Source organism: Scopulibacillus cellulosilyticus (genome assembly GCF_042665295.1).
Lineage (GTDB): Bacteria > Bacillota > Bacilli > Bacillales > Sporolactobacillaceae > Scopulibacillus_A > Scopulibacillus_A cellulosilyticus.
Genome location: NZ_JBHTCO010000010.1, coordinates 50,591 through 76,657 on the forward strand (window position 1 = coordinate 50,591; position 26,067 = coordinate 76,657).

Annotated in this window: 23 protein-coding genes; 7 read left to right on the top strand and 16 right to left on the bottom strand. The window is 37.2% G+C overall.

The annotated features are described in order from the left end of the window. The first annotated feature begins 268 nt into the window (after positions 1 to 268). From ligD to ACFQRG_RS09160, 3 genes are all read left to right on the top strand, one after another. Positions 269 to 1,189 (top strand): non-homologous end-joining DNA ligase, encoded by a 921-nt coding sequence (ligD, locus tag ACFQRG_RS09150; RefSeq protein ID WP_380965580.1) that lies wholly within the window; start codon positions 269 to 271, stop codon positions 1,187 to 1,189. A 10-nt stretch (positions 1,190 to 1,199) separates the two neighbouring features. Further along, positions 1,200 to 1,562, top strand: coding sequence for a DUF2512 family protein (locus ACFQRG_RS09155; RefSeq protein WP_380965581.1), 363 nt, complete (start codon positions 1,200 to 1,202; stop codon positions 1,560 to 1,562). Between the two features lie 317 nt (positions 1,563 to 1,879). Further along, positions 1,880 to 2,902, top strand: coding sequence for an LCP family protein (locus ACFQRG_RS09160; protein WP_380965582.1), 1,023 nt, complete (start codon positions 1,880 to 1,882; stop codon positions 2,900 to 2,902). Positions 2,903 to 2,987: 85 nt separating this feature from the next. Here the strand turns inward: ACFQRG_RS09160 and ACFQRG_RS09165 are convergent, their stop codons facing one another. The 13 genes from ACFQRG_RS09165 to ACFQRG_RS09225 form a co-directional block, all read right to left on the bottom strand. Further along, complete coding sequence (locus tag ACFQRG_RS09165; protein ID WP_380965583.1) at positions 2,988 to 3,728, bottom strand: SDR family NAD(P)-dependent oxidoreductase; 741 nt, start codon at positions 3,726 to 3,728, stop codon at positions 2,988 to 2,990. Positions 3,729 to 3,913: 185 nt separating this feature from the next. Then, positions 3,914 to 4,501, bottom strand: a complete 588-nt coding sequence (locus ACFQRG_RS09170) for a hypothetical protein (protein ID WP_380965584.1) — start codon at positions 4,499 to 4,501, stop codon at positions 3,914 to 3,916. Positions 4,502 to 4,543: 42 nt separating this feature from the next. Then, positions 4,544 to 5,233: a hypothetical protein gene (locus tag ACFQRG_RS09175; protein ID WP_380965585.1), complete on the bottom strand. Its 690-nt coding sequence runs from the start codon at positions 5,231 to 5,233 to the stop codon at positions 4,544 to 4,546. A 13-nt stretch (positions 5,234 to 5,246) separates the two neighbouring features. Beyond that, entirely contained in the window at positions 5,247 to 6,359 is a 1,113-nt protein-coding gene (locus ACFQRG_RS09180; RefSeq protein WP_380965587.1) for a hypothetical protein, read from the bottom strand. 89 nt (positions 6,360 to 6,448) lie between these two features. Next, positions 6,449 to 7,261: a hypothetical protein gene (locus ACFQRG_RS09185; protein WP_380965588.1), complete on the bottom strand. Its 813-nt coding sequence runs from the start codon at positions 7,259 to 7,261 to the stop codon at positions 6,449 to 6,451. Positions 7,262 to 7,639: 378 nt separating this feature from the next. Continuing rightward, complete coding sequence (locus tag ACFQRG_RS09190) at positions 7,640 to 10,711, bottom strand: hypothetical protein (protein WP_380965590.1); 3,072 nt, start codon at positions 10,709 to 10,711, stop codon at positions 7,640 to 7,642. A gap of 14 nt (positions 10,712 to 10,725) precedes the next feature. Continuing rightward, on the bottom strand, positions 10,726 to 13,386 hold the full coding sequence (locus tag ACFQRG_RS09195) for a tetratricopeptide repeat protein (protein WP_380965591.1): 2,661 nt from the start codon (positions 13,384 to 13,386) through the stop codon (positions 10,726 to 10,728). A gap of 154 nt (positions 13,387 to 13,540) precedes the next feature. Then, positions 13,541 to 13,861: a hypothetical protein gene (locus tag ACFQRG_RS09200; RefSeq protein WP_380965592.1), complete on the bottom strand. Its 321-nt coding sequence runs from the start codon at positions 13,859 to 13,861 to the stop codon at positions 13,541 to 13,543. Positions 13,862 to 14,179: 318 nt separating this feature from the next. Beyond that, complete coding sequence (locus ACFQRG_RS09205; RefSeq protein WP_205001924.1) at positions 14,180 to 14,452, bottom strand: WXG100 family type VII secretion target; 273 nt, start codon at positions 14,450 to 14,452, stop codon at positions 14,180 to 14,182. Between the two features lie 427 nt (positions 14,453 to 14,879). Then, a complete protein-coding gene (gene essC, locus ACFQRG_RS09210; protein WP_380965594.1) occupies positions 14,880 to 18,902 on the bottom strand; it encodes a type VII secretion protein EssC in 4,023 nt (1,340 codons plus the stop codon). A 13-nt stretch (positions 18,903 to 18,915) separates the two neighbouring features. Next, positions 18,916 to 19,284 (bottom strand): hypothetical protein, encoded by a 369-nt coding sequence (locus tag ACFQRG_RS09215; protein WP_380965595.1) that lies wholly within the window; start codon positions 19,282 to 19,284, stop codon positions 18,916 to 18,918. 31 nt (positions 19,285 to 19,315) lie between these two features. Further along, complete coding sequence (locus ACFQRG_RS09220) at positions 19,316 to 20,116, bottom strand: hypothetical protein (protein WP_380965596.1); 801 nt, start codon at positions 20,114 to 20,116, stop codon at positions 19,316 to 19,318. Positions 20,117 to 20,132: 16 nt separating this feature from the next. Next, on the bottom strand, positions 20,133 to 20,897 hold the full coding sequence (locus tag ACFQRG_RS09225) for a vWA domain-containing protein (RefSeq protein ID WP_380965598.1): 765 nt from the start codon (positions 20,895 to 20,897) through the stop codon (positions 20,133 to 20,135). A 491-nt stretch (positions 20,898 to 21,388) separates the two neighbouring features. On the opposite strand from ACFQRG_RS09225, the gene ACFQRG_RS09230 reads away from it, so the two are divergent. The 4 genes from ACFQRG_RS09230 (at position 21,389) to ACFQRG_RS09245 (ending at position 23,483) form a co-directional block, all read left to right on the top strand. Then, positions 21,389 to 21,787, top strand: coding sequence for a hypothetical protein (locus ACFQRG_RS09230; RefSeq protein ID WP_380965599.1), 399 nt, complete (start codon positions 21,389 to 21,391; stop codon positions 21,785 to 21,787). Between the two features lie 300 nt (positions 21,788 to 22,087). Next, positions 22,088 to 22,417, top strand: coding sequence for a hypothetical protein (locus ACFQRG_RS09235; RefSeq protein ID WP_380965600.1), 330 nt, complete (start codon positions 22,088 to 22,090; stop codon positions 22,415 to 22,417). Continuing rightward, entirely contained in the window at positions 22,368 to 22,628 is a 261-nt protein-coding gene (locus ACFQRG_RS09240) for a hypothetical protein (RefSeq protein WP_380965601.1), read from the top strand. The genes ACFQRG_RS09235 and ACFQRG_RS09240 overlap by 50 nt, the downstream gene beginning before the upstream one ends. A gap of 222 nt (positions 22,629 to 22,850) precedes the next feature. After that, positions 22,851 to 23,483 (top strand): YkoP family protein, encoded by a 633-nt coding sequence (locus ACFQRG_RS09245; protein WP_380965602.1) that lies wholly within the window; start codon positions 22,851 to 22,853, stop codon positions 23,481 to 23,483. A 32-nt stretch (positions 23,484 to 23,515) separates the two neighbouring features. Here the strand turns inward: ACFQRG_RS09245 and ACFQRG_RS09250 are convergent, their stop codons facing one another. The 3 genes from ACFQRG_RS09250 to ACFQRG_RS09260 form a co-directional block, all read right to left on the bottom strand. Next, positions 23,516 to 24,181, bottom strand: coding sequence for a bifunctional 2-keto-4-hydroxyglutarate aldolase/2-keto-3-deoxy-6-phosphogluconate aldolase (locus ACFQRG_RS09250; RefSeq protein ID WP_380965603.1), 666 nt, complete (start codon positions 24,179 to 24,181; stop codon positions 23,516 to 23,518). Between the two features lie 13 nt (positions 24,182 to 24,194). Beyond that, complete coding sequence (locus ACFQRG_RS09255; protein WP_380965604.1) at positions 24,195 to 25,142, bottom strand: sugar kinase; 948 nt, start codon at positions 25,140 to 25,142, stop codon at positions 24,195 to 24,197. A gap of 76 nt (positions 25,143 to 25,218) precedes the next feature. Next, the gene (locus ACFQRG_RS09260; RefSeq protein ID WP_380965606.1) at positions 25,219 to 26,067 is read right to left on the bottom strand and encodes an SDR family oxidoreductase; all 849 of its coding nucleotides are present in this window, start codon (positions 26,065 to 26,067) and stop codon (positions 25,219 to 25,221) included.

The following is a 26,067-nucleotide window of genomic DNA, read 5'->3' on the forward strand; positions in this document are numbered from 1 at the left end:
TTAAAAACCAGAAGGAACGAGCAAAACTTCTTTGAATATGCTTCAGCGAAGAAGCACTGAGCAATACTTCTCGAACTACGACGAACTGCGACGAGAAGTGGCAATACTTCTTTGAATATGCTTCGGCGAAGGAGCACTGAGCAATACTTCTCGAACTACGACGAACTGCGACGAGAAGTGGCAATACTTCTTTGAATATGCTTCGGCAAAGGAGCACCTACACATGCACTTTTCAGGAACTTATTGTTAATAACAGGGAGGAATAGTTATGGCTAGCAACGCCGACAAGCAAGCTGTCACTGTGGAAAATCAACAAGTTACCTTAACCAGTCTTTCTAAGCCTTTGTGGCCTGATAAGGAATTAACAAAAGCTGATTACCTTAATTATTTAAATCGTATGGCCCCTTATATGCTGCCGTTTTTAAAAAACCGTGCCTTAACGGTTATCCGCTATCCCCATGGAGTAGAGGGTGAATCATTTTTCCAAAAAAATTGCCCGGATTACGTTCCTGATTTTATCAAAACTAAAATTGTTGATGATATTAATTATATTGTTTGCTCAGATTTGCCAACGCTCATTTGGCTCGGGAACCAGCTTGCTTTTGAATTGCATATCCCTTTTCAAACCATCGATACACATAAGCCGACGGAAATTGTTCTTGATCTCGATCCGCCTTCAAGAGATGCATTTCAACTCGCAGTTACAGCTGTGCTGCTTATTAAAGAAATGGTTGATAAACTGCATTTAACCTCTTTCGTAAAAACTTCCGGAAATAAAGGGCTGCAAGTCTATATCCCCTTGCCTGATCATCGATATACCTATGAAGAGACAAGATTGTTTACAACCTTTGTCGCTGATTATCTTAAAGAAAAAGAACCGAAAATTTTTACGACTGAGCGACTAAAAAAGAATCGAGGAAACAAACTATATATTGATGTTGTTCAACATGCTGAAGGAAAAACGATTATCGCACCTTATTCAGTTAGAGGAAATAAGGAAGCGCTTGTCGCTACCCCTCTGTTTTGGGATGAAATTACTTCATCTCTTCGTCCTGAACATTATTCATTAGATATGATTGAAAAACGAATCCAAACAAAAGGCGATCCTTTTTCAGCATTTCAAAAAGCAAAGCATAAACAGCCCTTTGAACCAGTTGTTACATGGCTTAAAGAGCAAAAAAAGGAGTGATTCAAAAGCTGTGGTTAATTTTATTCTAAAAATTGTCCTTACCCCGGTTATCATTGTTATTGCGGACTTATTCAGTAATGTGCAAATTAATTACGGGACAGCGTATGAAGCCGTTATTATGGGCGTTATCGTTGGCCTTATCAATTTCGCAGTTGAACTATTGCTATTTAGAAGGGGCACATTCTGGATAACGACTGTTGCCGATTTTGTGATTACAATGTTCGTTGTATTTTTTGGATCAAATATTTTCACCGATGCCTATGTAGGAGCTTTAGGCGCTTTTACTGTCAGCTTAATTATTACTGTCCTTGAATATTTCTTACATTTTTACGTGCTTAAAGAAAAGTGGCAAACTAGAATGGCTTTACGGTAAAACCTTTAACAATTATGTTAGAGGTTTTTTTAATTTTTAAAATGAAATCAAAAACCTTTTATAACAAAAAAGTTATTTACAGAAATAGGATTTAGTATTAAAATATAATTCTAATAGCGTAGGTACAAAGACTTATTTTTGCACCTGGTTATTAATTAGTGTTTAGAAAAAGATTGCCTATCTGCCTTTTTAAAAATATAATATTCTTAAATAAAATAGAAGATAGATTGATAAACTGCTTCTTTCATAATAAAATATATATCTTGTCTCTTATTAGCTATCTGTTTATTAAAAATATGAACAAAAGGAGCACAAATATGGAACGAAATGATTTTGAAACAGAATCTAGAACTTCCTATAAAAGATCCCATAAAAAACCAAAAAAGCGTCGCGGCATCTTACGTACCAGTCTTTTAGTTTTCTTTATTTTAATTCTTTGTGCAACAGGCGCCGGCGCTTATGAATTTCATAAATTAAGTCCATCAAATCACTTTGACAATTTAACAGCTATTGGAAACCCAAATGGCAATTATAAGCAGAAATCAGGTGTCTTCAATGTCTTGTTAATCGGATCTGACGCTAGAAAAGGAGATTCAGTCGGACATACAGACTCGATGATTCTTGTTCATGCTGACTTAAATAAGCACAAATATTACGCGATGAGTATTCCGCGTGACACTCGTATCTATCTGCCTGGGGAAGGCTACACAAAGCTGACAAGCGTTCAGTATATATCTCAGATTAACCATGGTGCAAAACAAGGGATTATCGATACAGTAAAGGCAGTCTCTAATTTGACTGGTGTTCCGATCAACTACTACGCTGAAACAAACTATCAAGGTCTCGAAAGCATGGTCGACGCCATTGGCGGAATCGATATGAATGTCCCATTTAACGTTACCCTTACACATCCATGGTATAAAGAAGATAAGAACATGACAATAACGGCAGGAACCCATGAACTTAACGGAAAAATGGTTACCGAAATTGTTCACGAACGCGACTCTGTGCCAGGTACCGATTTTGGACGTCAGAAACTGCAAAGTCAAGCATTAATCGCTATTGCCAAAAAAGTCATGCAGCCGGCTAATATCACAAAACTCCCGGCACTGGCTCAATCAATGTCTAAATTTCTTGTGGCCACCAATATGTCTACTGAAGATATGGTGAGTATTGGACTAGGGGTTAAGAGTGATTTCCACCCTGACAAGCAAATCCATTACCTTCAAGCCAATGGTTCAAGTCAAGTAATGTTTGATGATGTTCTTAAGGCGGATAACGATGAGTTTATCCTTGACTCTAATCAATTAAATACAACTGTTGAGAAATACTTTAAATAAAATGATTATTTGATTTCCTTTATAATCTAAAATTAATCCCGAAAACAACATTGTTAACTGTTTTCGGGATTATTATTTTTATAAACTATTGAGCGGTGTAACCGCCATCAATAATTAATTCAGTGCCTGTAACAAATTCCGATTCATCTGAAGCCAAATAGAGAGCACCGTAAACGATATCATCTGGTTTCCCAAGTCTTGGCCAAGGTGTCATTGACTGGAGCTTGTCCTTGTTCTTATTAGTCGCTAACATTGGCGTTTCAATCACACCAGGATGAATCGTATTAACGCGGATCCGATCTTTGGCATATTCTACTGCAGCTGTTTTGGAAAGAAGCCTCACAGCCCCCTTGGCAGCATGATATGCAGCAGAGCCCCCGCTTCCGACAATCCCCCAGATTGAAGATATATTAATGATTGATCCTCCGCCCGATTTTCGCATTGCCGGTGCAGTATGCTTAATGCCCAAGAACACGCCCCTAGAGTTGACAGACTGTATTTTTTCCCAATCCGCAAGCGTTGTGCCATCAATACCTTCACGAGTGATAATCCCCGCATTATTAATCAATACATGAACCGAACCAAAATGATCCATTGTTTGACTTATAACCTTTTTCCAATCCTCCTCCTTAGAGACGTCATGAACGATAGACAATGCATCGCCGCCCCTCTCCTTCACAGCAGCAGCCGTTTGCATGACACCCTCTTCAGAAATATCCGTTAAAACAACTTTTGCCCCTTCCGCTGCAAAAACTTCCGCTTCGGCTGAGCCTTGTCCGCCAGCCGCTCCAGTGATGATAACGACCTTTCCTTGTAATCGGTTCATTATTTTCTTCTCCCCTCACCTTTTAAAATATTAAATTACAAAAGCTGATGAAATTTTCTTGTATGTGATAAGATTAATTTAGAGACATTTTCATGATTATTTAAATTTGAACAATGTATTAGCATTTCAAGAAATTACTATTAGTTATTTCTAAACTTACCTTTTATGCAATACTATTTAGATTGTTAACCGCTTAAAGTTGGCAATTTAAATATATCGTATAAAATTTTCTCAGCTTCCTCTAAAGAAGCAACATACTCCTGATAATCTTCGCGAAACATAGAGGCCGGCGAAATTTGATGCACAAGATAAGGTTTATCAGCCTCAGGTAAATATACTATTTCCGCACAATCATCGTTATCATTAAAGAGAACGAAAGCATAATCATCGAAATTAATGTCATGTTTTAAATGATACTTATTAGCAATCTCACTAATTCTTGTTGCAATAAGCTTTGCAGTTTTCTCAACTTTTTCATCTTCTAAAACGTCAACTTCTGAGTTTGCTTCTTGATTTCGTTTGAATAAAGAAGCGAAAAAGATAAAAGGCAACATGATAATAGCAATCAAAACCCCTAGCAGTCTTAAAGGTCCCTTGAAAACCATATCAAAGGTATCCGCCCAAATTTCCTTAACTGTTGCATGGTCTCTTATTATTTTTGCAAAAATTATATTAAAAAGTCCTATTAAAATAAAAGAACCTGCCATTCCTCCTGCTGTAATGGCGAAAAATATTAATATAATGATTAGAATTGAATGTATTGAGTAATCCAATGCTTTCCTCCATTATGTCTACACTTTTTTACAATTTAATTTTTAAGACCTTCTATTATCAAAACGCTCTTTTTTACTGTCTCCTAAATATGGATACATTTTTTTTAATTCTTGTCCGTGTTTTAAGATATAAATATATTTATGAACAAAAGTCGTCATAATAAATCCAACTATAATTAGCAATTGAAGGCCAATTATTAAGGACAATGTTTCGAAATCAATATTTGTAAAAAGGGTAATACCTACTTGGCTTGTAAGATAGGATATTCCAACGACAATTATAATAATTGTAACGTTTATCGAATCTGACGTTTTGACATAATAATCATTTTTTAAAGCCCAAATGTGAAAAATATAGAATACAAAGCCACCAATGAGTAACAATACTAAATCTATATAGGTTATTAGCGTATTAGTAAAACCTAATTCCCCGATAATTAACGACTGACTCGTAGAAAAGCAATTTATGATGACTAAAAAGCCATACAAGCCAAGAAAAAGTATAAATTCCCTTTCAAATTTGTAAGGAGCAACAATAAAAACTAATCCAAAAAAATCACCTAACAGCATAGTAATAAAATTTATATAATAATATAACTCATTTACATGTAAATATAACCCGATAATGCTACTTAAATTTAAAACTATTAAAAAAGCAATGACTCCACGTCTTATATTATTTCCGTCAAACAATTTTAAATAATGTTTATGACTTTCTTTACTTAATTTCAAAAAATCACCTCTATTATTTAAACCAAGATCCTATTTTACCTATAATTTTTGAAGTACCTTTCTTCACAATCCCACTAATGCTGTCCTTTTTCCCATCGTAGTCAATGTCATATATTTTTAATTTATTTTCTGCGAATGATAAACCTTTTGAAATAAAAAATCCAGCTGCAGCTCCGGCAAAGGTTCCGATCGGACCTCCAAATACAGTACCGATCATAGCACCAGCTTCAACACCTGCAGCTGTAGATATTGCTGCGTTGGCTATTCCAATACCTAAATCACCTATAACATTACCCGCAATTTGATTTCCTTTTAGATTATGACGGACACCAAAGGTTATATCTTGTGCAACATTTAAACCTACACCCAGGTAGGTAAAAGCACCGGCACTTTTAAATTTCCAGCCATTTCTTGTGATTTTTAAATTCTCTTTGACTGCCGTTTTTGGGTCTACCCATTTATAAAGTTTCTTATAATTTGTTGCCTTTATATGACTATAGGTTTTTTTATTAAAACCTTCTACATTAGGATTACTTACCCTTACTCTTACTCGTGTTTTCCCCTGTGCGGTTGTATAGAAACCTTTAGTTACTCCAAAACCCTTTCGATATCTTCGGTATGCTTTACTTAAAGTATAAGCGCTGCGACTATTACCTATTATGGAGCCGGCAGTGGGAATAGCATTATCTTCGAATTTATTAATTTCGCTATTTAGTTTTGAAGACGTACCAGTTAATGATGCTGATGAATCAACCGGATAACACATTTTTACATTTTGCTGTTTTACCCTCGGTTGACTAGCTAAGGAACCATAAACATAGCTTCGCCCTAACTCACTAGTTCCTGATGCCCTAAAATTAACTGGCATATTATCAACATCTAAAAATAAATTTATTTTTCTATTAAGGTATTGAGATAGGTTATTCGTATTATTCTCAATTTGGCTTCCTTGACTGTTTAATTGATAAATCATTGAATTTATTTGCGAGCTGATTTTTGGCTCAATAGTTAATGATTGAAGGGCATTTCGATAATATTGTTGAGTAGATGAATGGTTATCTGCAAAAGAAAGTAATTGATGATTAAAAAATTGTAAAGCTTCGGGATCGACCATAATCCTGCCCATATTACCAACAACTCCTTTAAATTAACATTTATTTCATCATTAAAAAAAGGAATTTCTAAAAAGAATAATATAAAAAGTGAATTCCTTGTTTATTTCCACAGAAGACTATTTCCTCCTGAAACAGACCTTTCAATAACAGCTATGTATTCTTTAGTAAGACCTATAAGATCAACCTGTTCTGCCTCTAAGTACTCTTTGTTGTTAATATTAACCATTTTTAATCCCCAGTTGTTTACAGGTGAATAGAGAGTAATGAGTCCCTCAACTGACCACTGATCATGATGAAAGAAGAACACCATCATCCTCCGGAAACGATCTACCTTATCAAGCGACATTTTAAGATTTTTCCATAATTCCCTGCTTTGTTCCGTTTTATTTAGTTTATATATTTGATTAACCTTCGATTCTGGAATTCTATTATCCTTACAGAAATCATTAACAAAGTTACCAGGCAATAATAACCTTCCTTTTTTGCTGATTGATAACTGAGCAATACCCAATTTTGGTAAAATGACATTTTGGAAAGTTTTACTTGGTGATCCCCACTTGTATAATTTATAAGATTCTTTATTAATTTGTTCACATTCTACCACGAACTCCTCAGTAAAATAATAGATTGATTGCGGCAGTTGTTCATCTGGTGAATCAATTTGAAGAACAACATTTGTATTGGCCATAATTGACATACTAATAATTAAATCTTCATCTATCCAAGCGGTTTCGTTATCTTTACTAATAAAGCCTTTTTCGATTAATCCAGAAACTGTACCTTGCCATTCTGCATCGATTTCTTCTCCCAATAATCCAAGAAAGGGATTTTCCATTCCAATAATTACTGGCACTTCAAGCATACTTTGTAAAACATATATTTCTTTATTGGTTAGTATCATAAATTCATTCATTGTATCCCTCCATTTTAACTCTTATTTAAAAACTATAGAGGTCATAAGTTTTAATAATAAATACCCGTTTTCATGGAAATTTATTCATATACTTATAATAGAATTCCATCTCATATAATTAATTACCTTAATTTAAAGCGTATCATCAATCTTATTTTGACTTAAATCCGTCTCTGGTTTATGTAGTTTATCATCACTCAATGCCTTCCCGACGGCGACAATCAATAAGACACTAGATGATATGAAGAAAAAGATATTAATAATGATAGATATAATGCCAATTGAAAAGAGCCAAGCACCGGTGAATATGACTAAAGTGAAATGAATCCTTTTTAAGGGAACAGGCTGCAACAATTCAGCGGCAGCCTGTCTGTTAAATTATTTATATTGATCAGTGTCCGTGTTTTCTTGATCTTTTTGTGCTTTCTGATCTTCATTATTTTGCGTTTGATTATCGTTGTCTTTTTGAACATCATTGGTGTCCGTGTCTTTTTTATTATCTTGGTTATTTACATCTTGTGAATCATTATTTTGTTGGTTCTGATTGTCCTGATTGGTCTGAGTTTGTGTTTCTCTATTTTGCTTAACCTGGTTATCTTTATTGTCTGAGCTTTGGGTATCCTTGTTTTCTTCCTTTTGAGAATTTCCGTGCTGTGTGCTTTGAATGTTTCTGTTGCTTACTTGTCTGTTGCTGCTATTGTTGTCAGCGCCATTATCTTTATTGTTTAAGCCATTTAATGCCTGGCGTGCTTGTACTTTAAGGTTAGCTAAATCACTGATGTCCGGTGTTTTTTCGATCATAGTTTTATAGTAACGGGCGGCTAGTTGAGGGTCGCTGTCTTTGATTTTATTAGCCTCATCTATTAAAGCTTGTGATCTTTTAATTAATGGCTGTTTAGCAATAGATTGTGTGACATTATTTTGATATGCCAGTCCTAGATAGTACACTGCAATTTCATTTGAAACATCAGGATCCATACCTTTATTAAAGTTGTCAATGGCTTTCTGATTTTCAATCACTTGGTTTACTTTATCCTTCGGCATGCCAACAGCGCTTGTAATTGTACGGTAATCTTGTTGTTTTTCGCTCAAGTCATTAGATTTTTCGGCTTCTTTTAGCAGAGCATCTGCTGAACGTAACATTGTATTGTTATTTTCGTTCTGCATGTCATCATACATACGATTGGATTCGCTGGCGTAGAAAATCGCATCCGAAAATTTTCCATTATCGGCCAATTGACTGGCGTATTTTGCATAGGAAATGGCTAATTTCCGATTTGCTGCTTCTTTAGCAATATCCGTTTTAATCGTCGGTCGTGTGCTTAAAATTTCATATGCTTGTTCTTGTTTATCTGGACTCATGGACGGGGCTTTATTAAGAAGCCGGTTTGATAAATCATCTAATATGGCTTTTGCCCCAGGTGTATTATTGCCCTTATCAACAGACTCGGAGGCTAAAATAACAGCTTTATTTAGGTCTTTATCAGCGTCTTTTTCGGCTTGAACTGTCAGCCTGTATAGATAGAGCTGTGAAGCTGCTTTTTCGGCAATGTCTTTAGGGACGCCTGAATCCTCTGCCAGGACTCTATATTGATTAATTATTTGTGATTGATTAGCTTCTTCATAAGCATTCTCATTACCCATTAGTTTATTTGTTTGATCTAAAAGGTCTTTACTCGAGCCCGCTACGATATCAGCAATCTCTTTATTATTTTTGGCTAGCGGCCCGCCTTGATCGATAACGCGGACATGATCGCCATCCTCCTGAATTTGCTTAAGCTCTTCAGCTTCTTTTCCCTTTTTAAGATCTTTATAGTTTTGTTTACTGCGCTTTCCTAAATCATCAAGTAAATCCCTTGATAGATCATCTTCTTTAGCCTCTGCATAACCAGCCTCTTTCGGTGCGTACTGTTGGGCAATCTGGTATTTATTCAGCGCTTCAATAATTTTATCAGCATCATTAGCATTAGCTTGTTTATCAGCTGCATTTACTAAGTTTTGATCTGCCCGCTTGATGTCATCAGGGTTAATATTGTCATTAAACAAATTGTTATATTTTCCTGCGTAATAAACGATATCTTTTGCATTATCTCCGTTTGGATCATCAACATGATGATTAACATAAATATCCATGTTATCTTCTACAAAACGGTTAAACAGCTCTTTCCGGATACTTTCTTGAACATTTTTTACATTTTCATTATCGATATTCAAAGAACTGATCATTTGCTCAGTCGCTTCATCATCGGAATTAGCTAAACGGTTAACAATAGAATCCACAAGCATGCCAGTCACTTGTTTTTGCATCCATTCATTTGATGAATTGAAGTCTTGACCATAAAATAAAACATTATAGTAGTTTCCTGTTTGATAATAATATTGAATTTTATCGTAGAGAGATTCTGGAACAACCAAGGCTATATCGTGATCACCATGGTCGCCGTCGTGATTTCCCTTGCCGCCTTGATCTCCCTGGTCTCCGGAGTTTCCATTCCCTTCTGGAGATCCTCCGCCCTGATCTCCTTGACCGCCTTGGCCGTCTTGATCACCATGATTACCTTGATCTCCTTGGTTTCCAGAATTTCCATTGCTTCCTGTAGAATCGCCGCCATTATTGCCGGATCCTCCGTTAATAGGAGGTGGTGGTATAATACCTCCGTCACCGCCAGTATCCCCATTATCTTCGCTGCCTTCTTGATTACCATTGCCATCCTGGGAGTTATTAGGACCAAGATCACCATTGTTATTACCGTTAGGATCCTCTGGATTTACAGGATTTACAGGTATTACTGGAATACCGTTATTATTGTCCTTAGCCTCTTGATCTCCGGTTTCATTTTTGTCCCCTGGAACAGGTATAACCGTTTGATCATCGTTAACTTCAGATTCATCAATATCACTGCCGCCATGGATAGGTTGTAAAGGTGACACAGCACCAGATTCACTGCCCTCTCCATCATTTGAAACATTAACAATTGGTAATTTAGATTTTGGTTTTGGTGTCGGCAGTTTGATTTTATCTGAGTCAACAGACAAGGCAACGACAGGGTTGTCCGACTTACCTGAAGTGTCGACTAAATAGGCTTGTTCATCGGAATCATCAGTGTTAAGCGCCAGGCTGTGTGAAGTGTCCAGTCCGGCATTCGATGCTATTTGGTTTGTATCATTTGGATCCAATTGACCATTTTGAAGTTGATTCTTATTTGTGTTTAGCCTAATGCCTTGATGCTTATTTTTAAGTTGGTCATCCTTTTTTAAGTTATTGCCCCAATCACTTTTTTGGTGCAGTTGCTCGCTGCTGACTTTACCTCCAGCAGAGTCAGAGCCATTGGCCACCCATTCATAGGCTGCGGCACCCCAGCCTAATACAACAAGGACACCGACTGATGTAGATAGAATAACTTTGCGCATTTTTGAATGACTTTTATTCTCTTTGTTATCTTCTGTCATTAAGAGAAGCCCCCTTATTTAAGTAATTTTTTATCTTTCATTTCTTTAATACGGCTTTTGGCAATTGATACTTCCGATGCATTTTGGTTTAAGTCAATGACTTTTTTAAATAGTTTTGCTGCGTCTTTATATTTGTGTTTTTCTAATTTAAATAAGCCATAAGTAAAGTACGCATGACCAAAATCCGGGTAGGTATGAATCACTTTTTGATAGCTTTTATCAGCTTTATCTTTTTGGTTAAGCTTTTCATATAAAATGCTAATGTTAAGAAGGATATTTTTATTTTTAATTCCCAAGTCTACAATTTGGTTATAGGATGACAGTGATTGTTGAAATAGATTTTTGCTATTTGGATTCTTTTTATCCTCATAATAAAGGCCGAAATCATAATAGAGCTGGCCAAGACGGCTTAAATACTCAATATTAGAAAAGTCATTTTTAAGAAGATTGTTCATTAATGATATGGCTTGTTGATACGTGTTAACCTTTGTCTTATCATCAATGGCATCGGTTTTATTTACCTTAATATACATATCAACCAAATTTTCAACGTAACGTTCGTTGTCACCCTCTAGATCAACAGCAAGTTTATATTGGTTGATAGCTGCATCATCTTTCCCCTGCAGTTCATAAAGCTCGCCTTTTAGATTTTCAACAAATGCCTTTGATGTTTGACTATTTCCCTTTAATTGACCGACAAGCGCATTAGACTTTTGATAATCTTGATTGTTTGCATAACTAATGACCAGATCCCTGATAACATCTTGCTGGTAAATGCTTTTCTTCGCTTTTCTTGCCTTCTCATAATATTGAATAGCATTCGTATAATCTTTCATTAGGAAATAAGAACGCCCTATTAAGTAATAGGCCTCTTGATTATTCTTAGATAACTTCTTATTTTGGAATAGATCATTTAAGTACTGTATGGCCTCGTCATATTTTCCTTGACTGATATAAATGGTTGCCAGTTTGGTATAAAGATCTTGTGTCGGCTTTTGATCAATAGCCTTCGAGATATATTGGGCTGCCTGATCATATTCTTGAACATTAAAGGCGTTCGTCCCTTGATCAATCAATTTCTCCCACTTTTTCTCATTTGAATAATGAATGCCCCATATCATTGCTATAATACCAATTAGGATGACAAAACTTGCCAGCAGCAGATACCACCTTTTAATTGCAAACGCCTTAAATGTCTCAAAAAAGCTTGGTCCTTCATCTATAGGTTGTCTTGGCAATGGTTTGAAATCTGAACGGGATTTTTCCTGCTCTTTCTTCTCTCTTAATATTTTTTCCAGCGTTTCTTCTGTGGAGTCTTGCCGGTTTTGTTCATTGACTTTTTCTTGAAGATTGTCTTGAATAATATCGAGTTCTTCTTTTGTTGCAAAGTCTAATTGCGGGAGCTGTTTGGCCCGTTCATAGAATAATACGGCTGTCTCCAATTCTCCTATTTTCTCAAAATGACTGGCGCCTTTAAGGTAATCTTTCAACTCGGGTTCTTCAGATTCAAGCGTTGCGGCGGCACTTTCCAGCATTAACTCTATTTCTTCAACAACATTTTTCGACTTTGGGAAGGTACGGGTAATATATTTATACTCCCGTTGTGCTGCTTGTTTATTTCCCATGCCTTCAAAGGCTGAAGCAATTTTCAGTAAAGATTCTAATTTGATAGATAATGAATTTTTATGTTTCTCTTTCTCTTCTAATAAAGAAGATTCATGTGTCAAAACTTTTTCTCTAATTTCTTTTGGGAAAAGGTCCCACCATTCGGAAAAGGATGGACAATCTTCAAGCTTAGTACTGTTCCATGCTTGTTTTAATAATTTTTCTGCACCTTTTCCAAGCGTTTGCCTTAAAGCCTTTAACATGGCACGGTATCTTTCTGTATTTTCTTGAAGCTCATCCGGTTGAAAATAACTAATATCCTCTGCTTTATGTTTGCGAATATCTTCAAGATGCCATGTCATCATTTCACATAAGAGAACAGCTCCGGAAAATCTGTCTGCCTGCTGATTCCAGACACCATCCCTGACGTATTTTGCAGCATAACCCGGTGAACCTCCTGGAAGCGCTTGTGGTCTTGTCAATTCAGGGGCGTAAAGCTCTTCGACGTCGATCAGTTCTATATCGGAAAAAGGCTGTAATGCCCTTTTTTTGCTGAGGAACGGAATCATCACATTGCTTGATGATAAATCGCAATGCGCAAGCTGTGAAGCTTCCATCTCTTTCAAAACAAAGGCAAAACAGCAGGCGATATAAAGACTATTGTCTTTAGTAAGCGTCTGTTCATCTAAAAGAACATCCGACCATGTCGGCCCATCTATCCATGGCATGATTAAAGCAAATTGTAAATCCTCGTGCTGTTTTAAAAGCTTCCGGTGATTGCCCGGCTCTATAACTGACCTGCGGCAAGCTGACAGGCCAGGTTTTACAGCATATTTTTCAATGTTATTTGCTATGTCTAATTGTTGTTCATTTTTAAAACGGTTTCGGAAAACTTTTAAGGCAATATAACGATTGGACGCCCCACCGGAGGTCTCCAGCTGATAAACAGTTCCCTGCCTGCCTTCTTGACCGTAAGGCATGTCGAGACCAACAACTGCAGGGTGCTTAGTAAATATGTATCGTTTTCCAAATAGGTTAATTGTGTCTCCAACTTCTGGTTGAAAGCTCATTTCATTGACCTCTATTCATAAAACTTATAAAAATATTATCGAATTTTTAAGAAAGAATAGGCCCAATATTCGTTCTTTTTAACTATGTAATACAAAGAGGTTATAGGTTAATATTGACGTAGATGTTACTATGGGAATCTATTAAATTTATCAATTACTTGCCCTTAATTTTCTTTGATTTATCGTACATTTTTGTATTGGCTCCGTAGACGAACCGGAATAAAAATGGAAACGCGATACCTCCACAAACAGCTGAAAGTAAAGGCTTGTATGCTTGACTTAAATCAATAAAAGCTAAAATTAAAAATTGTAAAAGAAAAATAAAGATAGCTAGCAGATATACCACAACCGCAAACCAATAATAGAATCGAAATGCTTTTGATTCGTACGGAGATCCAAAGATTTTATAAATGATCTTTGTCGTACCAGATTCGGTTCCTTTTTTTTTCTCTTTTAATATATCCTCTTTTCCCACGTTTTCCTTATAAATTTTGATCATTTTATATAGAATTGAAATAACAAACGCTATTATAAAAATTGATGCTAGTGAACTAAGAATCTTTGATGTTAGATCAATTGATTCAAAAAACCAGATATCACAATTCTCATATATTACAAGAAATAAATAAAGAATAAAGATTATCCTTTTTACAGATTTTAATGATAATGATGCAAGAAATTTTATTACTATATTTACTATCATTTTATATACCCTTATTTGAATTAACATTACAAAAGACCAGTCAGTAAACAATGACTAGTCTTTTGTACGGAATGAACTTCTTCAGCAATATTACTGAGCATCCGCTGTACGGAAGCGGTTGGCAATGGCGCGAAGTTCTTGATCAATTGATTCAAGAAGTTGGACATATGCTTCCATGTGTTGGCGTGATTCATTGAATTGATTGAAGAAGCGTTGTTTTGTGTTACCGTCCCATTTTCCGTCCAGGGATTGAAGGGCTTGGTAAAGGTGTTGTGTTTGTTGACGGCCGTTTTCAGCGCCATTTTTGAATTGTTGGGCAATACCATCAAGTTCTTCTGGAGTAACGAGAATTCTCATTGACATGAAAATCATCTCCCTCGATTTTTTCTTTTACGCAGGAAATCATAAGCTGGCAGTAAAGCAGCTGCTTAAAAATATTTCTAGCAGCTATGCGAAGAGAATTGGAAATTCTTCTCGAATATACAACGGCGCAGGAGTACCCCATTATCTAATCTCCGCCATTAGGCTTGTACCTGCCAAGTTTCCTTTACCAGTCCAATATATAACACTTTTTCCTCATTGTGAATAACTTACCTAATTTATGAGCCTATAGGACTATGATTAAATGGTGATTTTCTATGAAATAACTTACAAGTTTATATATTCATAGGGTGGGGTACTATACTTTGATACAGCCAATCTCGAAATTAGGTATAAAGACCCCTGATCAAAGACCTTTCGCTTAACAAAAATTTAAACATTCATTTAAATTAGGGCTTTTATCACACGATTAACGTTCTTTTACGGTGGCAGGATATTTTTCATAAATTCTATTAAGCCATCTATTTCTTGAATCTGGATGACCGAATGGTTTGGCGATTTTTACTTTAACCTCTTTGCCTTTAATCATATATCCGTCACCGGCAGGCAATTCTTTGTCAGTTTCCGAGTGCGGAAGCCGCATATTAAAGAAGTACAAATCATTATTTAATGTTGAACCAAGCAGGAAGCCGACGTATTTTTTCTTGATGTTCATAAACCATGCATCGCTGGTATTCATACTTGCCAGTGTCCCTGCAAGTATAAAGTGTATATTTTTAAGGCGTGCTTGCTTCGTCAATTTATCAAGATTATCCTTCATTTCAAAATCCATATTCATTTGCTGCATAAGATTATCAACATCATCTATCACAATGACGAGCGGTGTATAGGTTTCTTCTCCGTCATCAGATCCCATCATGGAAAAACCGATATGAGACTGCTTTCGTTCGTCAACAATTTGAGTCAGTTTGGCTATGAGTTCTTTAGCTTGGGACAGATCACTCGCACAGCCTTTGACATGAGGCAGTTTAGCCAGTGTCATAAGCCCTTTTAATTTTGGCTCTAACTCTATAAAATATAGATCAATGTCATCAGGAGAATATTGATAAGACATGGACAGAACCAATGTCTGCAACAAGGATGTCTTTCCTGACTCTACTCGTCCTGTCACAAAGACATGGTCAACATCATCTAATAGAATCGATTGGCATTCAAGATTTTCCACATCCAGACCGTATGACAGCTCTCTCGTTTCTTCCGGCGGGAATTGGCTAAATAGCTGCTCCAAACTTATTTCTTTTGGAAGCATAGCAATTTCTTTTGCAGGTTCGCCGTCCCAACCTTCCTGCATTTTTTCAGACCATTTTCTTATGAATGCGGTTCTTTCAAGTTCGTTCACACCGTCATACGGGAGCATGGCCTGAAATACTTGGGGCGGATTTTGCCCTTTGATAAAGCCGCGGCCTTCAGGTAAATTCGCTGTTGCGATATTCGGGCGGCCGACAGCGTAATAATAATCTGTATGATCAGCAAGCTCAAATGAAACTGCTAAAGCAAAATTACTGCGGTAGCGTTCAAATATATCATTTGTTTGATTGACAGTTACTAATACGATTAACCCGTAAGATGCGCCTTCCCTGAGCAGTATTTCAAGCTGTTCATTTTCGAGTTGAAAGGTTGTTTTAAACCTTTGATAACCGTCAATAATCAAAACAAGCGCAGGCATTTTCTCACCTGATACACTTCTATATGTTTTTAACGAGCCGACACCCGCATTTGCGAACAATTCTTTACGTCTTCCAAGTTCTTTTAGGAAAAACTTTAACAGCCGTTGCATTTTTTCTGTTTCATCTTCGTGCACTACGCCGCCAACTTGAGGAAATTTAGCAAACTCTCTCATTTGCCGGCTGAAATCAATAATGTAAACATGCAAATCCTTTGGCGCATGATTAATGAAAAGGGACATTAATATTGATTGTATAAATGTTGTCTTGCCTGAGCCCGGCATACCATAAATGATGAGATGCCCTTCATTTAAATCAAGCTTTAACGGGTATTGAGCCTGATTTTTAACATCATCAATCATACCGGCATGAGGTTCTAACCAATCTGTTTCCTCTTCCCATCTGACCGGCGTCCAATCTTTTAAAGCAACGATCTTTGAAAGGGGCAACTGCTCTGGAAGAGGATCTTGCCATGGGCCTGGCAACGGCTGAATATTATGTTTTTCCGCCTCTCCCTTGATGTAATCAATCAGTACCTGAATTTGCTTTTGATTAGATTCATCAGATGTGTCAATTTTTTGTTTCCTAGTCACTGAACCATTGAGACTCACTTCAGCTATCATAATTTCTTCAGATTCAGTTTCTTCTTTTGGCTTATAATCAGCGCCGCTCCAAGCTGATTGAAAATATTCAAGCACCTCATTATTCCCTACTTGAAAATAAGCGCGTCCGGGGACATTGATCCTTGAGGCATTCGGGATTTGAATCATTTCGCGGCTGTCATTGTCGTCCTGTACGCGCAGGCAAATACGGAAACGTGAGTTACTCCATATTTTTTCATCGACGACACCTGCCGGCTTCTGCGTTGCTAATAATAAATGCACACCTAATGTACGGCCGATTGCTGCAATACTGATCAATTCATCCATGAATTCCGCTTCATCTTTCTTTAATTGCGCAAACTCGTCAATAATAATAAATAGATGAGGCAGCGGTTCTTTTTTGCGCCAATCCGATTGGAAATACTCGTCAATGTGCTGAATATTGCCAGCCATGTTAAAGAGTTTCTGTCTTCTCTCTAATTCCGCTCTTAGAGACGTTTTTGCCCGGCTGATTAAATGGGGGTCTTCAAGGTTGGTAATGGTTGCGACAACGTGAGGAAGCCCTTGGAATGTATTTGACATTCCCCCGCCCTTATAGTCAATAAGCATAAAAGCCATTTCGTGCGGATGATAATTCACGGCAAGAGACAATATTAACGATTGAATGACTTCACTCTTACCCGAACCGGTTGTCCCTGCCATCAAGCCGTGCGGACCCTGGCCTTTCTTTTCAATTTTATCGTGAATATTTAGCGTCACTTCTTTTCTTCCTTCACGAACACCGATTGGAACAGGCAGTGTCATAGGATAACGGTTCTTATTCCATTTTGAAACAACATCCAGCTCCTCAACATGATTAACATGATACATATCTAAGAAAGTCAACACCTTTGGTATAACGCCGGCGATTGATTGCTTTACTCTTAAAGGCGCAATTTCTCTCGCCATGGCCCTGGCTTCAACTAACGAAAAATGATCAAGGGCTACTTTTTCTAATCCTGTAAAATTCACTTCATCATCCGTTGAAAAAGTCTCATATAATTGAGCAACCCCGTCTTGAACTTCAATAATCAGTTCACATTCCATTGGCAAAGCCTCTTTTTTCGGTGCCATTAAGAATGTACAGGCCCCAACAGTTTCCCCCTGATTAAGAATAAGCGGTAAAATCCCGTCATCTTCAAGCATGGATAAATTCGGTAAAAAGAATATGTACTCCGGGATATTCGATTTTTTTGCTTTTCTTTCTCCCTTTTCAAGCTTACGGATATTTAATGTGCTGTACAGCTTTTCAAATAACTTGCGGGCCATTGCGTCCCCTTCGGCAATAAAACGTGATTCACGGCTTTCATCCCAAATATGCGGCAGCCATCTCATCCAGTTCCAATCTTCTTTTTCCTGTTCCCCGTAAGCTGTGACTAATTTCACTTCCTCAGGAGAATGATGGGTAACGAGCTGCAAGGTCAGCACGCGGGCCAGTTCAAGGATATCCTTTCTTTCACCGACGAGTCCGACAACCCTTTTTTCCTTTAAGGGAATTGACACAGGAACATTTGTCAAGTAACGGTAATCGGATTCAAGTTTCTGCGCTTCGGCAATAAGGGGATTAATGTCGTAGCCATCCTGATCCGGTACACGAATATTAATTTGAAAAGGCCTTGTACCAAGCCCAATACGGAGGTTGAGAAAGTCTTCTGTATTAGGGGTCCGCTCCCATAAAGCACTGTCACGTTCATGAATTCTTTGCACACATTCATCCGGATTCGGATTCATTTCACGTAAGAAATTAACCTGGTTATCACGAATCTCTTCAACTTCCCCCCGCTGGCGGTCAATTTGCTGAAGATATTCATTTTGAAGTTTGGCGACTTCCTTTTTATGTACTTTTTTCTTTCTGAAGAACATGCCGATTGTTGCAATGTATGAACCTAACATCGGAATGCTCATCGCCATCATAAATAACGCATAATAGCCGCTTTTAAATAGCGTCTTTGATAAATAATACATAATGAGCACTGTTGCGATCGTTAAAAAAATGGGAATGACCATCGTTTCAAAACTAAATTTCGGCGCCATTGGCTCCCTTTTCGGATTATGAACGATGATCTTTCCCGTCGGCAATGTCAGCTTCAGCCGGGGCGATCGCTTAAAATATGGTGATTTTCGCATTTATCATCCCTCATTAATCAATGATTTTCCATACATGTCCTGTATCATCTTGATAGTCATGGTTGGCTTTATCATCCTGATAAGTCAAACCATGCTTTTCAAAGTCCTTTTCAGTTTGTAAAGCAGAAACAGCATCTTTACTTAACCTTATAAAGGCACCGTCCCAAATTCCGGCCTTTTCAAAGGTTTGTTGTTTTTCCAAACGGAACCAATGTTTAAGATCAAACGAATATTCCAAATCGTGAACGCCGTTGGACCAGTTATACTCATGACCAAGCCATTCATTTAAAGCGATAACAATAGATTGACTATCAATATGGTTGGGCAAAAATAAGTCTATTTCTCTATCATGATGAATAAACGTTACAATAATAGATTCCAAGGATAATCACATCCCTTCCCAAAAACATCATTTACCACAAAAGGTCTAAATAAGAAATATCATCACTTGCCGGTGAATCCAACGATTTTGACATATAATAAGGAAGAAATTCTATAGAAGGTATTTCCTTAAACTGATCAATAATATGAAATCCGTCGGAGTATACAGCCAAACGATCAATGAGCCTGTCAACATCAGAAGATACAAAGGTCTGAACATCACCGTTTACCAAGCCTCTTTTTGTTGACCAACGCTGCTTGTCATTTAAATCATGCCTGAGTATTGAGGTTATTTCTTCCTCCTTTTCCCATAGACGAATACGGGAATCACCGCACCAAGCCAGAAAAATATTAGCTTCATTAGTCATCGGGCTAATCATATCCACTCTGCCGCAAACAAACATAGCTTCACTGCCTTGTTTTCTTTTTTCCTCTAATACATCCCTTAGCAGAACAGGCATAGACCGGGGCAACGGCTGTTTTTCAACCAAATCGGTTGCTTCATCAACAATTTCATTAAGATAAGTTTCCAAACGCTGCTTCATCATGTCTTTTTGTTGCAGATCTTTTAACTGGAAGCGTTTTAACCAATCCATGAGTTTATGTGATAAAAATTTCGCAGCAATATCTCCGCAAAAAGATAAACTGACACCATCACAAAGCACAAATGAGCATGAACGTTCGTCTATTTTAAAAATCAAGTAATCTTGTCCAACATCATTATGCTGCTGCGTTTCATTAGATCTGGCGTAACCGTACAGACAAGAAAATGGATCTTCATATAAGCGCTTAATTGGTGTTTCAGACCTTTGATCACATAAAAACGAAAACATACATATCTTCACTCCTTTATCTGACAGGTGTGGCTGCGGACATCTGAAATCCCAGCGAAACTAAATCGCCATTCGTTCCCGGAAGCATCATCAATGCACCTGGTTCAATTTTATATCCAGTTTCAATCATCATTTCCCGATAGCTCTCCGGCAATGGGCTTGAGAGCCTTTTTAATTTCATGCCATACGCTTCATCCAGTTCGGTTTCAGGCATAATACCCGGCCATTTTTTCGGATTGTCGATCGGACTTGCTAATATTTCATCTGAAATAAAGATGTTTTCAATTAACACATGACCGTCAGGGACCTTTAACTCCATTATTCGCTTAACAACCGGTTCAGGATCTTCTCCTGTAAAAGCCCCATCGGTCATATGACAAATTAATGGTGCCGGGCAATTTTGTAATTGCGGAAGTTCTTGACGCAGAATTTTCTCCGCAGCTGTAAAGGCCTTTGCTGTATCCGTTAAACGCTGCGTTTGAATATTCTCAAGCGGTTTCATTCTGGCGACTTCATCAATACTTTTAACGCCTCCGAGAACATCAAACACATGATCGCTGTATGCCAAAATTGATATTTTATATCGAGGACTTAATCTGCTGCCTTTAGTTGATCTAAAAACCATTTGGCGAATGGCAGAATTCAGTGCTGTTGTCACAACATCCATCCGCCTCTTTTGCTCTCCCCCGGCATCCATTAATTGGTTCATCGATGCGCTGATGTCCAGTAAATAAATAATATAAGCTGGTGTCTGCTGTGTCGCTTGAATTCGATAATCCATACTATTCTACTCCTAAACTTATTAGTTCACTATGTATCTCTTAAAAGTTAATTAATTTTATTGTAAGAAAAAAATAAGAAAAAGTGTAGCTGAAAGTGAATTTTCTTCTGTTTTTTAAATGATATGATTTTCCCACTTATGTCGTTTATATGCTTTTAATGATAAGGATAATATTCATTTATATTAAAAAGGAACCCATCGTTTGGAATGATTTACCACGAACCTGTTCTCGAGTATGTTAATAAAATATACTATCTTATTAATAATTCTTAATAAGAAAAGTACTAACCAATTTTCCTATAAAACTCCTGCAGAATTTTATAGGAAAATGACAATTGACAACTTTATTAAATTGCTCCCTTATTTCGGGATGTCCTTAAAGTGATTTCGTATTACAGGGGGCATCCCGTTTTTTCTGATAACTAAAATCATATTTGTCCCCGGTTCATCATAAGCATGAAATAAATATTCAAATGGATGGGGGATTGACCTTGCCCAATACAAGTGATGTCCAAATCACCGAAAAAATGGTTAGAAGATTTCATGAACTTAATTTAAAAGCAAAAGAAATCGAGGACGAGCTCTCAGAACTTAAAAAGACCTTTAATCTATATTTTGACAATGTACTTGGTGAGAATGCCAAAGGCGAGTCAGAATTTGGTGATTTAAAAGTACAGCGGCAAATACGGAAATCGGAAAAGTTCAATGAAGTTAAAACGGTAAAAAAACTTGAAGATTTAAATTTGTCGGATTGCATCCAAACAGTAAAAAAACCTGATAAAGAAAAAATTGATGCTGCATTAACTTTAGGTTTGATTTCCCAAGATGATCTCGAGGAATGTCTTATTAAAAGAATATCTAAAGTTATTGTTGTAAAGAAACAAAACTAGATTTCCCCCGGTTGTTATAACAATCGGGTTTTTTTTGTACGTTAGGAAAGCATAAATTGGCACCAGCCAAGTTTTCTTTACTGTAACTCGCTTTGTATTTTTTGTCCGGGACTTTAGAATCAAAATTGTGCTATGCCATTATCACACTATTCTTTTCGTGTATAATTATACATAAAAACCCAACTATTTCTTAAATTTCGGTTAAATTTTAATTAAATTGTTTACAAAATCAATTGAAAACCAACCCTTTCGATTAGGTTATTTGTAATATAACCCGGGTTCAAAAAGGATGGTGAAATTTTGAAGTTAGAATATCTAAATCCTGAGGAATATGAAGACGCGGCAAGAATATTAGAACAAAATATTGATGAACTTCGGGTTGTTGACCAAAGGGTTCATTTTACCGTTTCCTCTTTAGATGACTGGCAAACATCAGAAAAGCAGGTATTTATTGAATATCATAAGCGGCTGATCAGCACGATTAGCCAGCAAATCGAATATTTACATAACAAAAGCAGGGAACTAAGAATAATGGCTGAGCATATCAGACAAGAAAAGATGCGAGCAAGGATGACGAAACATGGACAATTTGAAAATTATTCCCGCCCATTTAAAGGAAGCGGCTGGTAAAATAGAAATTGAAAACAGCGCAGTACAAAATATCAGCCGACGGGTCAATGCTGCAGTTGCCCATTTGCCAATTGGGAGAACGACTGTATCTTTTGATCATATTACTTCTATTTTATTTAATATGAAAGAAGTTCTTAATAAAACGGCTAATGCTTTTGAAAATGCTGATAAGGAGCACATCAAATCATTGAAGGATTCAACAATAAAATAGAAAACAATAGTCAATAAGTAACGCCTTATAAAAAAGGAATGAGCCTTCACGAACCTTTATACATACAATTGTATTACCATCGTTTCCCTTGATGCTGCAGGATATATTTTCCCCTTTTTCGGGTATGTTATCATTAACTTATACTTATTTTAAAAATAGCCATTATAGATTTTTGATGAAAAGTAAAGGAGAAGTATGCTCATGTGGGTAAGGCGGTTGGTATTGACTCTGTGGAATTTTGTTGATCCGATTTATTATTCATTTTCACATTTAAATGATATCGGGAAAAACGGGAGAACCAGCGATAATATTTTCAGGGTAAAATTAACCCGATATAAAGGGCGTGATGTAACCTTTTCCGATGGGACTAAAATCAAAAAGAATGACCTGCTTATTAAAATTCACCTGCACAACGCTCAATTGTTGAAGGAAATGCGTGCATTTAAAAATGATATTCAAAGGATTCTTCACCTATACAAACTAACCAAGCAGTCTATGCCGGGTGTGGCAGAATTTATATATGAGCATCCGCTTAGAGAAAACATTAAAGGTATTGTAGGAATTACGATGTTAAACAATGGGAGCGAAAAATTAGGTTTTGTCAAAGTTGAAATCTCAAGTAAATGTTACAAAGCATTTAAATACATGGCCTTTTTGCCAATCCATTTATTATCAACCTCAAAAGTTTCTATTTCAAAGCTTAAGAAGCACCCTCCCACTTATTTATTTATGACAAAAAGCACTTTATTGAAGAGATACTTAATTAAAAGTAAGAAAGTGTATAACATAGAGAAAAATCCAGCTTTCATGTCTGAAACTAACAATGAGCAGGTACCGGAGCTGGGTGAAATATAAAAGCGAGGGTTGTCCCTCGCTTTTAATAATAATTACTGCTGCTTTGCTTCATGATAGGCATTCATATATTGCCTGGCCTTTTCAGTTATGACTTGGTAATCTTTACTTTCACCCAGTCCTTTTGTTAAATCGGAACCAATACCAACAGCTGCTGCCCCTGCTTTTATCCATTCATGGAGGTTATCTAATGACACGCCTCCGGTCGGCATAATATTCACTTGCGGAAGCGGTCCTTTAACTGCTTTAATCATACTTGGAGAGAAAGCATTTCCCGGGAATAGTTTAATGATGTCGACACCTAATTCCAATGCGCTTTGCATATCTTGGATGGTCATTGCCCCAGGCATGACAGGTACACGATACCGGTTACATAACTTTACCGTTTCTTCATTAAGGTTTGGTGAAACGATAAATTCTGCACCATTAAGGATGGCAGCTCTGGCCGTTTCAGGGTCAAGAACCGTCCCGGCACCAATAATTGCATAATTATCAGCAGTTAAGTCATCACTTTGGAATTCATCTGATAACGTTTCAATAGCTTTTAAAGCTTTAGGGACAGTCAGAGTAATTTCAATGACTTTAATACCGCCAAGAATGGCATGTCTTGCTATTTCAATAACCTCTTCTGCGGAATCTCCGCGGATAACGGCAACAACCCCTGCGTCAACTATATTCTGAATTAACTTTAGCTTTTTCATGATTCCAGTCCCCTTATCTTTCTATATGATTGGTTATGCCAAGGGCTTGTTCAACTTGTCTCTTAGTCGGCAGCGCTTCCCAATCCCCGTGAGATTGAATAACCATTGAGCCAATTAAATTGCCAAGTTTTACTGATTCTTCAAGAGTTTTATTTTCTAAAAGCCCAGTAATAAAACCGGCGCAGAATCCATCGCCCGCTCCGACTGTATCAACAATTTGATCGATTTTAAAATAAGGTACGCTTGTTAAATTGCCGTCTTGAAAAACATATGTCTTGTTATCTCCGCCCTTTATTATCGAAGGACAAGGGAGTTCTTTTAAATGATTTAAAATTGTATTAAAATCATCAGTTTCATATAACAATTCCAGTTCATCAAGCCCCGGTAAAAAGATATCAGCTTTTTGTGCAAAGTCCAATAAAACCGGTCGCGCTTGCTCAATATCCCAAAGTTTAAGACGAAGATTAGGGTCAAAACAAACTTTGACTCCGTGGGATTTAGCGATATCAATAGCTTTAGCAACCGTTTCACGGCATGAGTCGCTTAGTGCCGGCGTAATGCCAGTGACATGTAAAATTTTTGCATTTTTAATGTACGATTCATTGAGATCTTCCGGTTTCATAAGAGATGCAGCTGAATTTTTCCGGTAATAATAAACGGAAGATTTCCCGGAGATAAATTCCCGTATCATAAATCCAGTATTCGCATCCTCGTGAAACTTTACTTCAGAGACGTCAATACCTTCGCCGCGAAGCACTTTAAAAATATAATGACCGATCGGTTCATCGCCGAGATGCCCAAACCAGCCGACTTGATGCCCAAGACGGGATATACCAATGGCAAGATTAGTTTCCGCCCCGCCAAAAGACTTTTCGAATTGTGATGAATTTGCGATTCCCTTTTGGCCTGTCGGCATAAACAGTCCCATGGATTCACCAAATGTTATAACTTCAGGTTGCATAAAAAAAGCCTCCTTTCATATTTCTTAAATTATAAGAACATTGTCTTTGCTTAGATATAAACATTATTGAAAAAAATTAAACACCAGAGTAAGCCATAAATCCGCCGTCAACAGGGATTGTTACACCTGTAACGAAACCTGACATGTTCTCATCAACCAACCATAACAACGTTCCCAGAAGATCCTCCGGTTTACCAAATCTGCGCATTGGCGTGTGTGAGATGATTTTATGTGATCTCTCTGTTAACGAACCATCTTCATTTGTTAAAAGCCTTTTATTTTGTTCAGTTAAAAAGAATCCTGGAGCCAGCGCATTGACACGAATGCCCGCGTCCGCCATATGGACAGCTAACCATTGAGTGAAATTGGTCACTGCCGCTTTAGCAGCGCTGTAAGCAGGGACTTTCGTCATCGGGCTTGGCGCACTCATCGACGACATGTTGATAACAATTGCGCCTTGTTTATTAATCATTTTCTTAGTGAAAACTTGAGTCGGGATCAGCGTTCCAAGAATGTTTAAATCAAAGACATGTCCAAATCCTTTTTCATCTAAATCAAAGAAAGACGTAATATCGTTATCTTCAAGGTCTTCTGCGTTAAAAGTTTCATTGGTTGTTGAACCTTTTGGATGGTTGCCGCCTGCTCCATTTATCAATATATCACAACTGCCGAATTTTTCACTAACGTTTTTTTCCGCCGCTTTAACACTTTCGCTGTCGGTTACATCACAAGCAACGGCAATTGCCTCGCCCCCGGATTGTTCAATTTCCTCGACAACCTTTTCCCCTTTTTCAAGATGACGGTTTAAAACAGCGACTTTAACACCCTGTCTTGCAAGCTCCTTTGCCATAGCACTGCATAGGACACCGCTGCCGCCTGTAATAACGGCCACTTTACCTTTTAAATTTTCATTTAGACTTAACAT

Excerpts from the sequence above, each read along its gene's own strand:
- ACFQRG_RS09260 (WP_380965606.1), bottom strand. The coding sequence starts at position 26,067 with ATGTTAAGTCTAAATGAAAATTTAAAAGGTAAAGTGGCCGTTATTACA.
- ACFQRG_RS09160 (WP_380965582.1), top strand. The coding sequence starts at position 1,880 with ATGGAACGAAATGATTTTGAAACAGAATCTAGAACTTCCTATAAAAGA.
- ACFQRG_RS09180 (WP_380965587.1), bottom strand. The coding sequence starts at position 6,359 with ATGGGCAGGATTATGGTCGATCCCGAAGCTTTACAATTTTTTAATCAT.
- ligD (WP_380965580.1), top strand. The coding sequence starts at position 269 with ATGGCTAGCAACGCCGACAAGCAAGCTGTCACTGTGGAAAATCAACAA.
- ACFQRG_RS09195 (WP_380965591.1), bottom strand. The coding sequence starts at position 13,386 with ATGAGCTTTCAACCAGAAGTTGGAGACACAATTAACCTATTTGGAAAA.
- ACFQRG_RS09250 (WP_380965603.1), bottom strand. The coding sequence starts at position 24,181 with ATGAAAAAGCTAAAGTTAATTCAGAATATAGTTGACGCAGGGGTTGTT.
- essC (WP_380965594.1), bottom strand. The coding sequence starts at position 18,902 with ATGCGAAAATCACCATATTTTAAGCGATCGCCCCGGCTGAAGCTGACA.
- ACFQRG_RS09190 (WP_380965590.1), bottom strand. The coding sequence starts at position 10,711 with ATGACAGAAGATAACAAAGAGAATAAAAGTCATTCAAAAATGCGCAAA.
- ACFQRG_RS09205 (WP_205001924.1), bottom strand. The coding sequence starts at position 14,452 with ATGTCAATGAGAATTCTCGTTACTCCAGAAGAACTTGATGGTATTGCC.
- ACFQRG_RS09255 (WP_380965604.1), bottom strand. The coding sequence starts at position 25,142 with ATGCAACCTGAAGTTATAACATTTGGTGAATCCATGGGACTGTTTATG.
- ACFQRG_RS09240 (WP_380965601.1), top strand. The coding sequence starts at position 22,368 with ATGGACAATTTGAAAATTATTCCCGCCCATTTAAAGGAAGCGGCTGGT.
- ACFQRG_RS09165 (WP_380965583.1), bottom strand. The coding sequence starts at position 3,728 with ATGAACCGATTACAAGGAAAGGTCGTTATCATCACTGGAGCGGCTGGC.
- ACFQRG_RS09225 (WP_380965598.1), bottom strand. The coding sequence starts at position 20,897 with ATGGATTATCGAATTCAAGCGACACAGCAGACACCAGCTTATATTATT.
- ACFQRG_RS09220 (WP_380965596.1), bottom strand. The coding sequence starts at position 20,116 with ATGTTTTCGTTTTTATGTGATCAAAGGTCTGAAACACCAATTAAGCGC.
- ACFQRG_RS09185 (WP_380965588.1), bottom strand. The coding sequence starts at position 7,261 with ATGAATGAATTTATGATACTAACCAATAAAGAAATATATGTTTTACAA.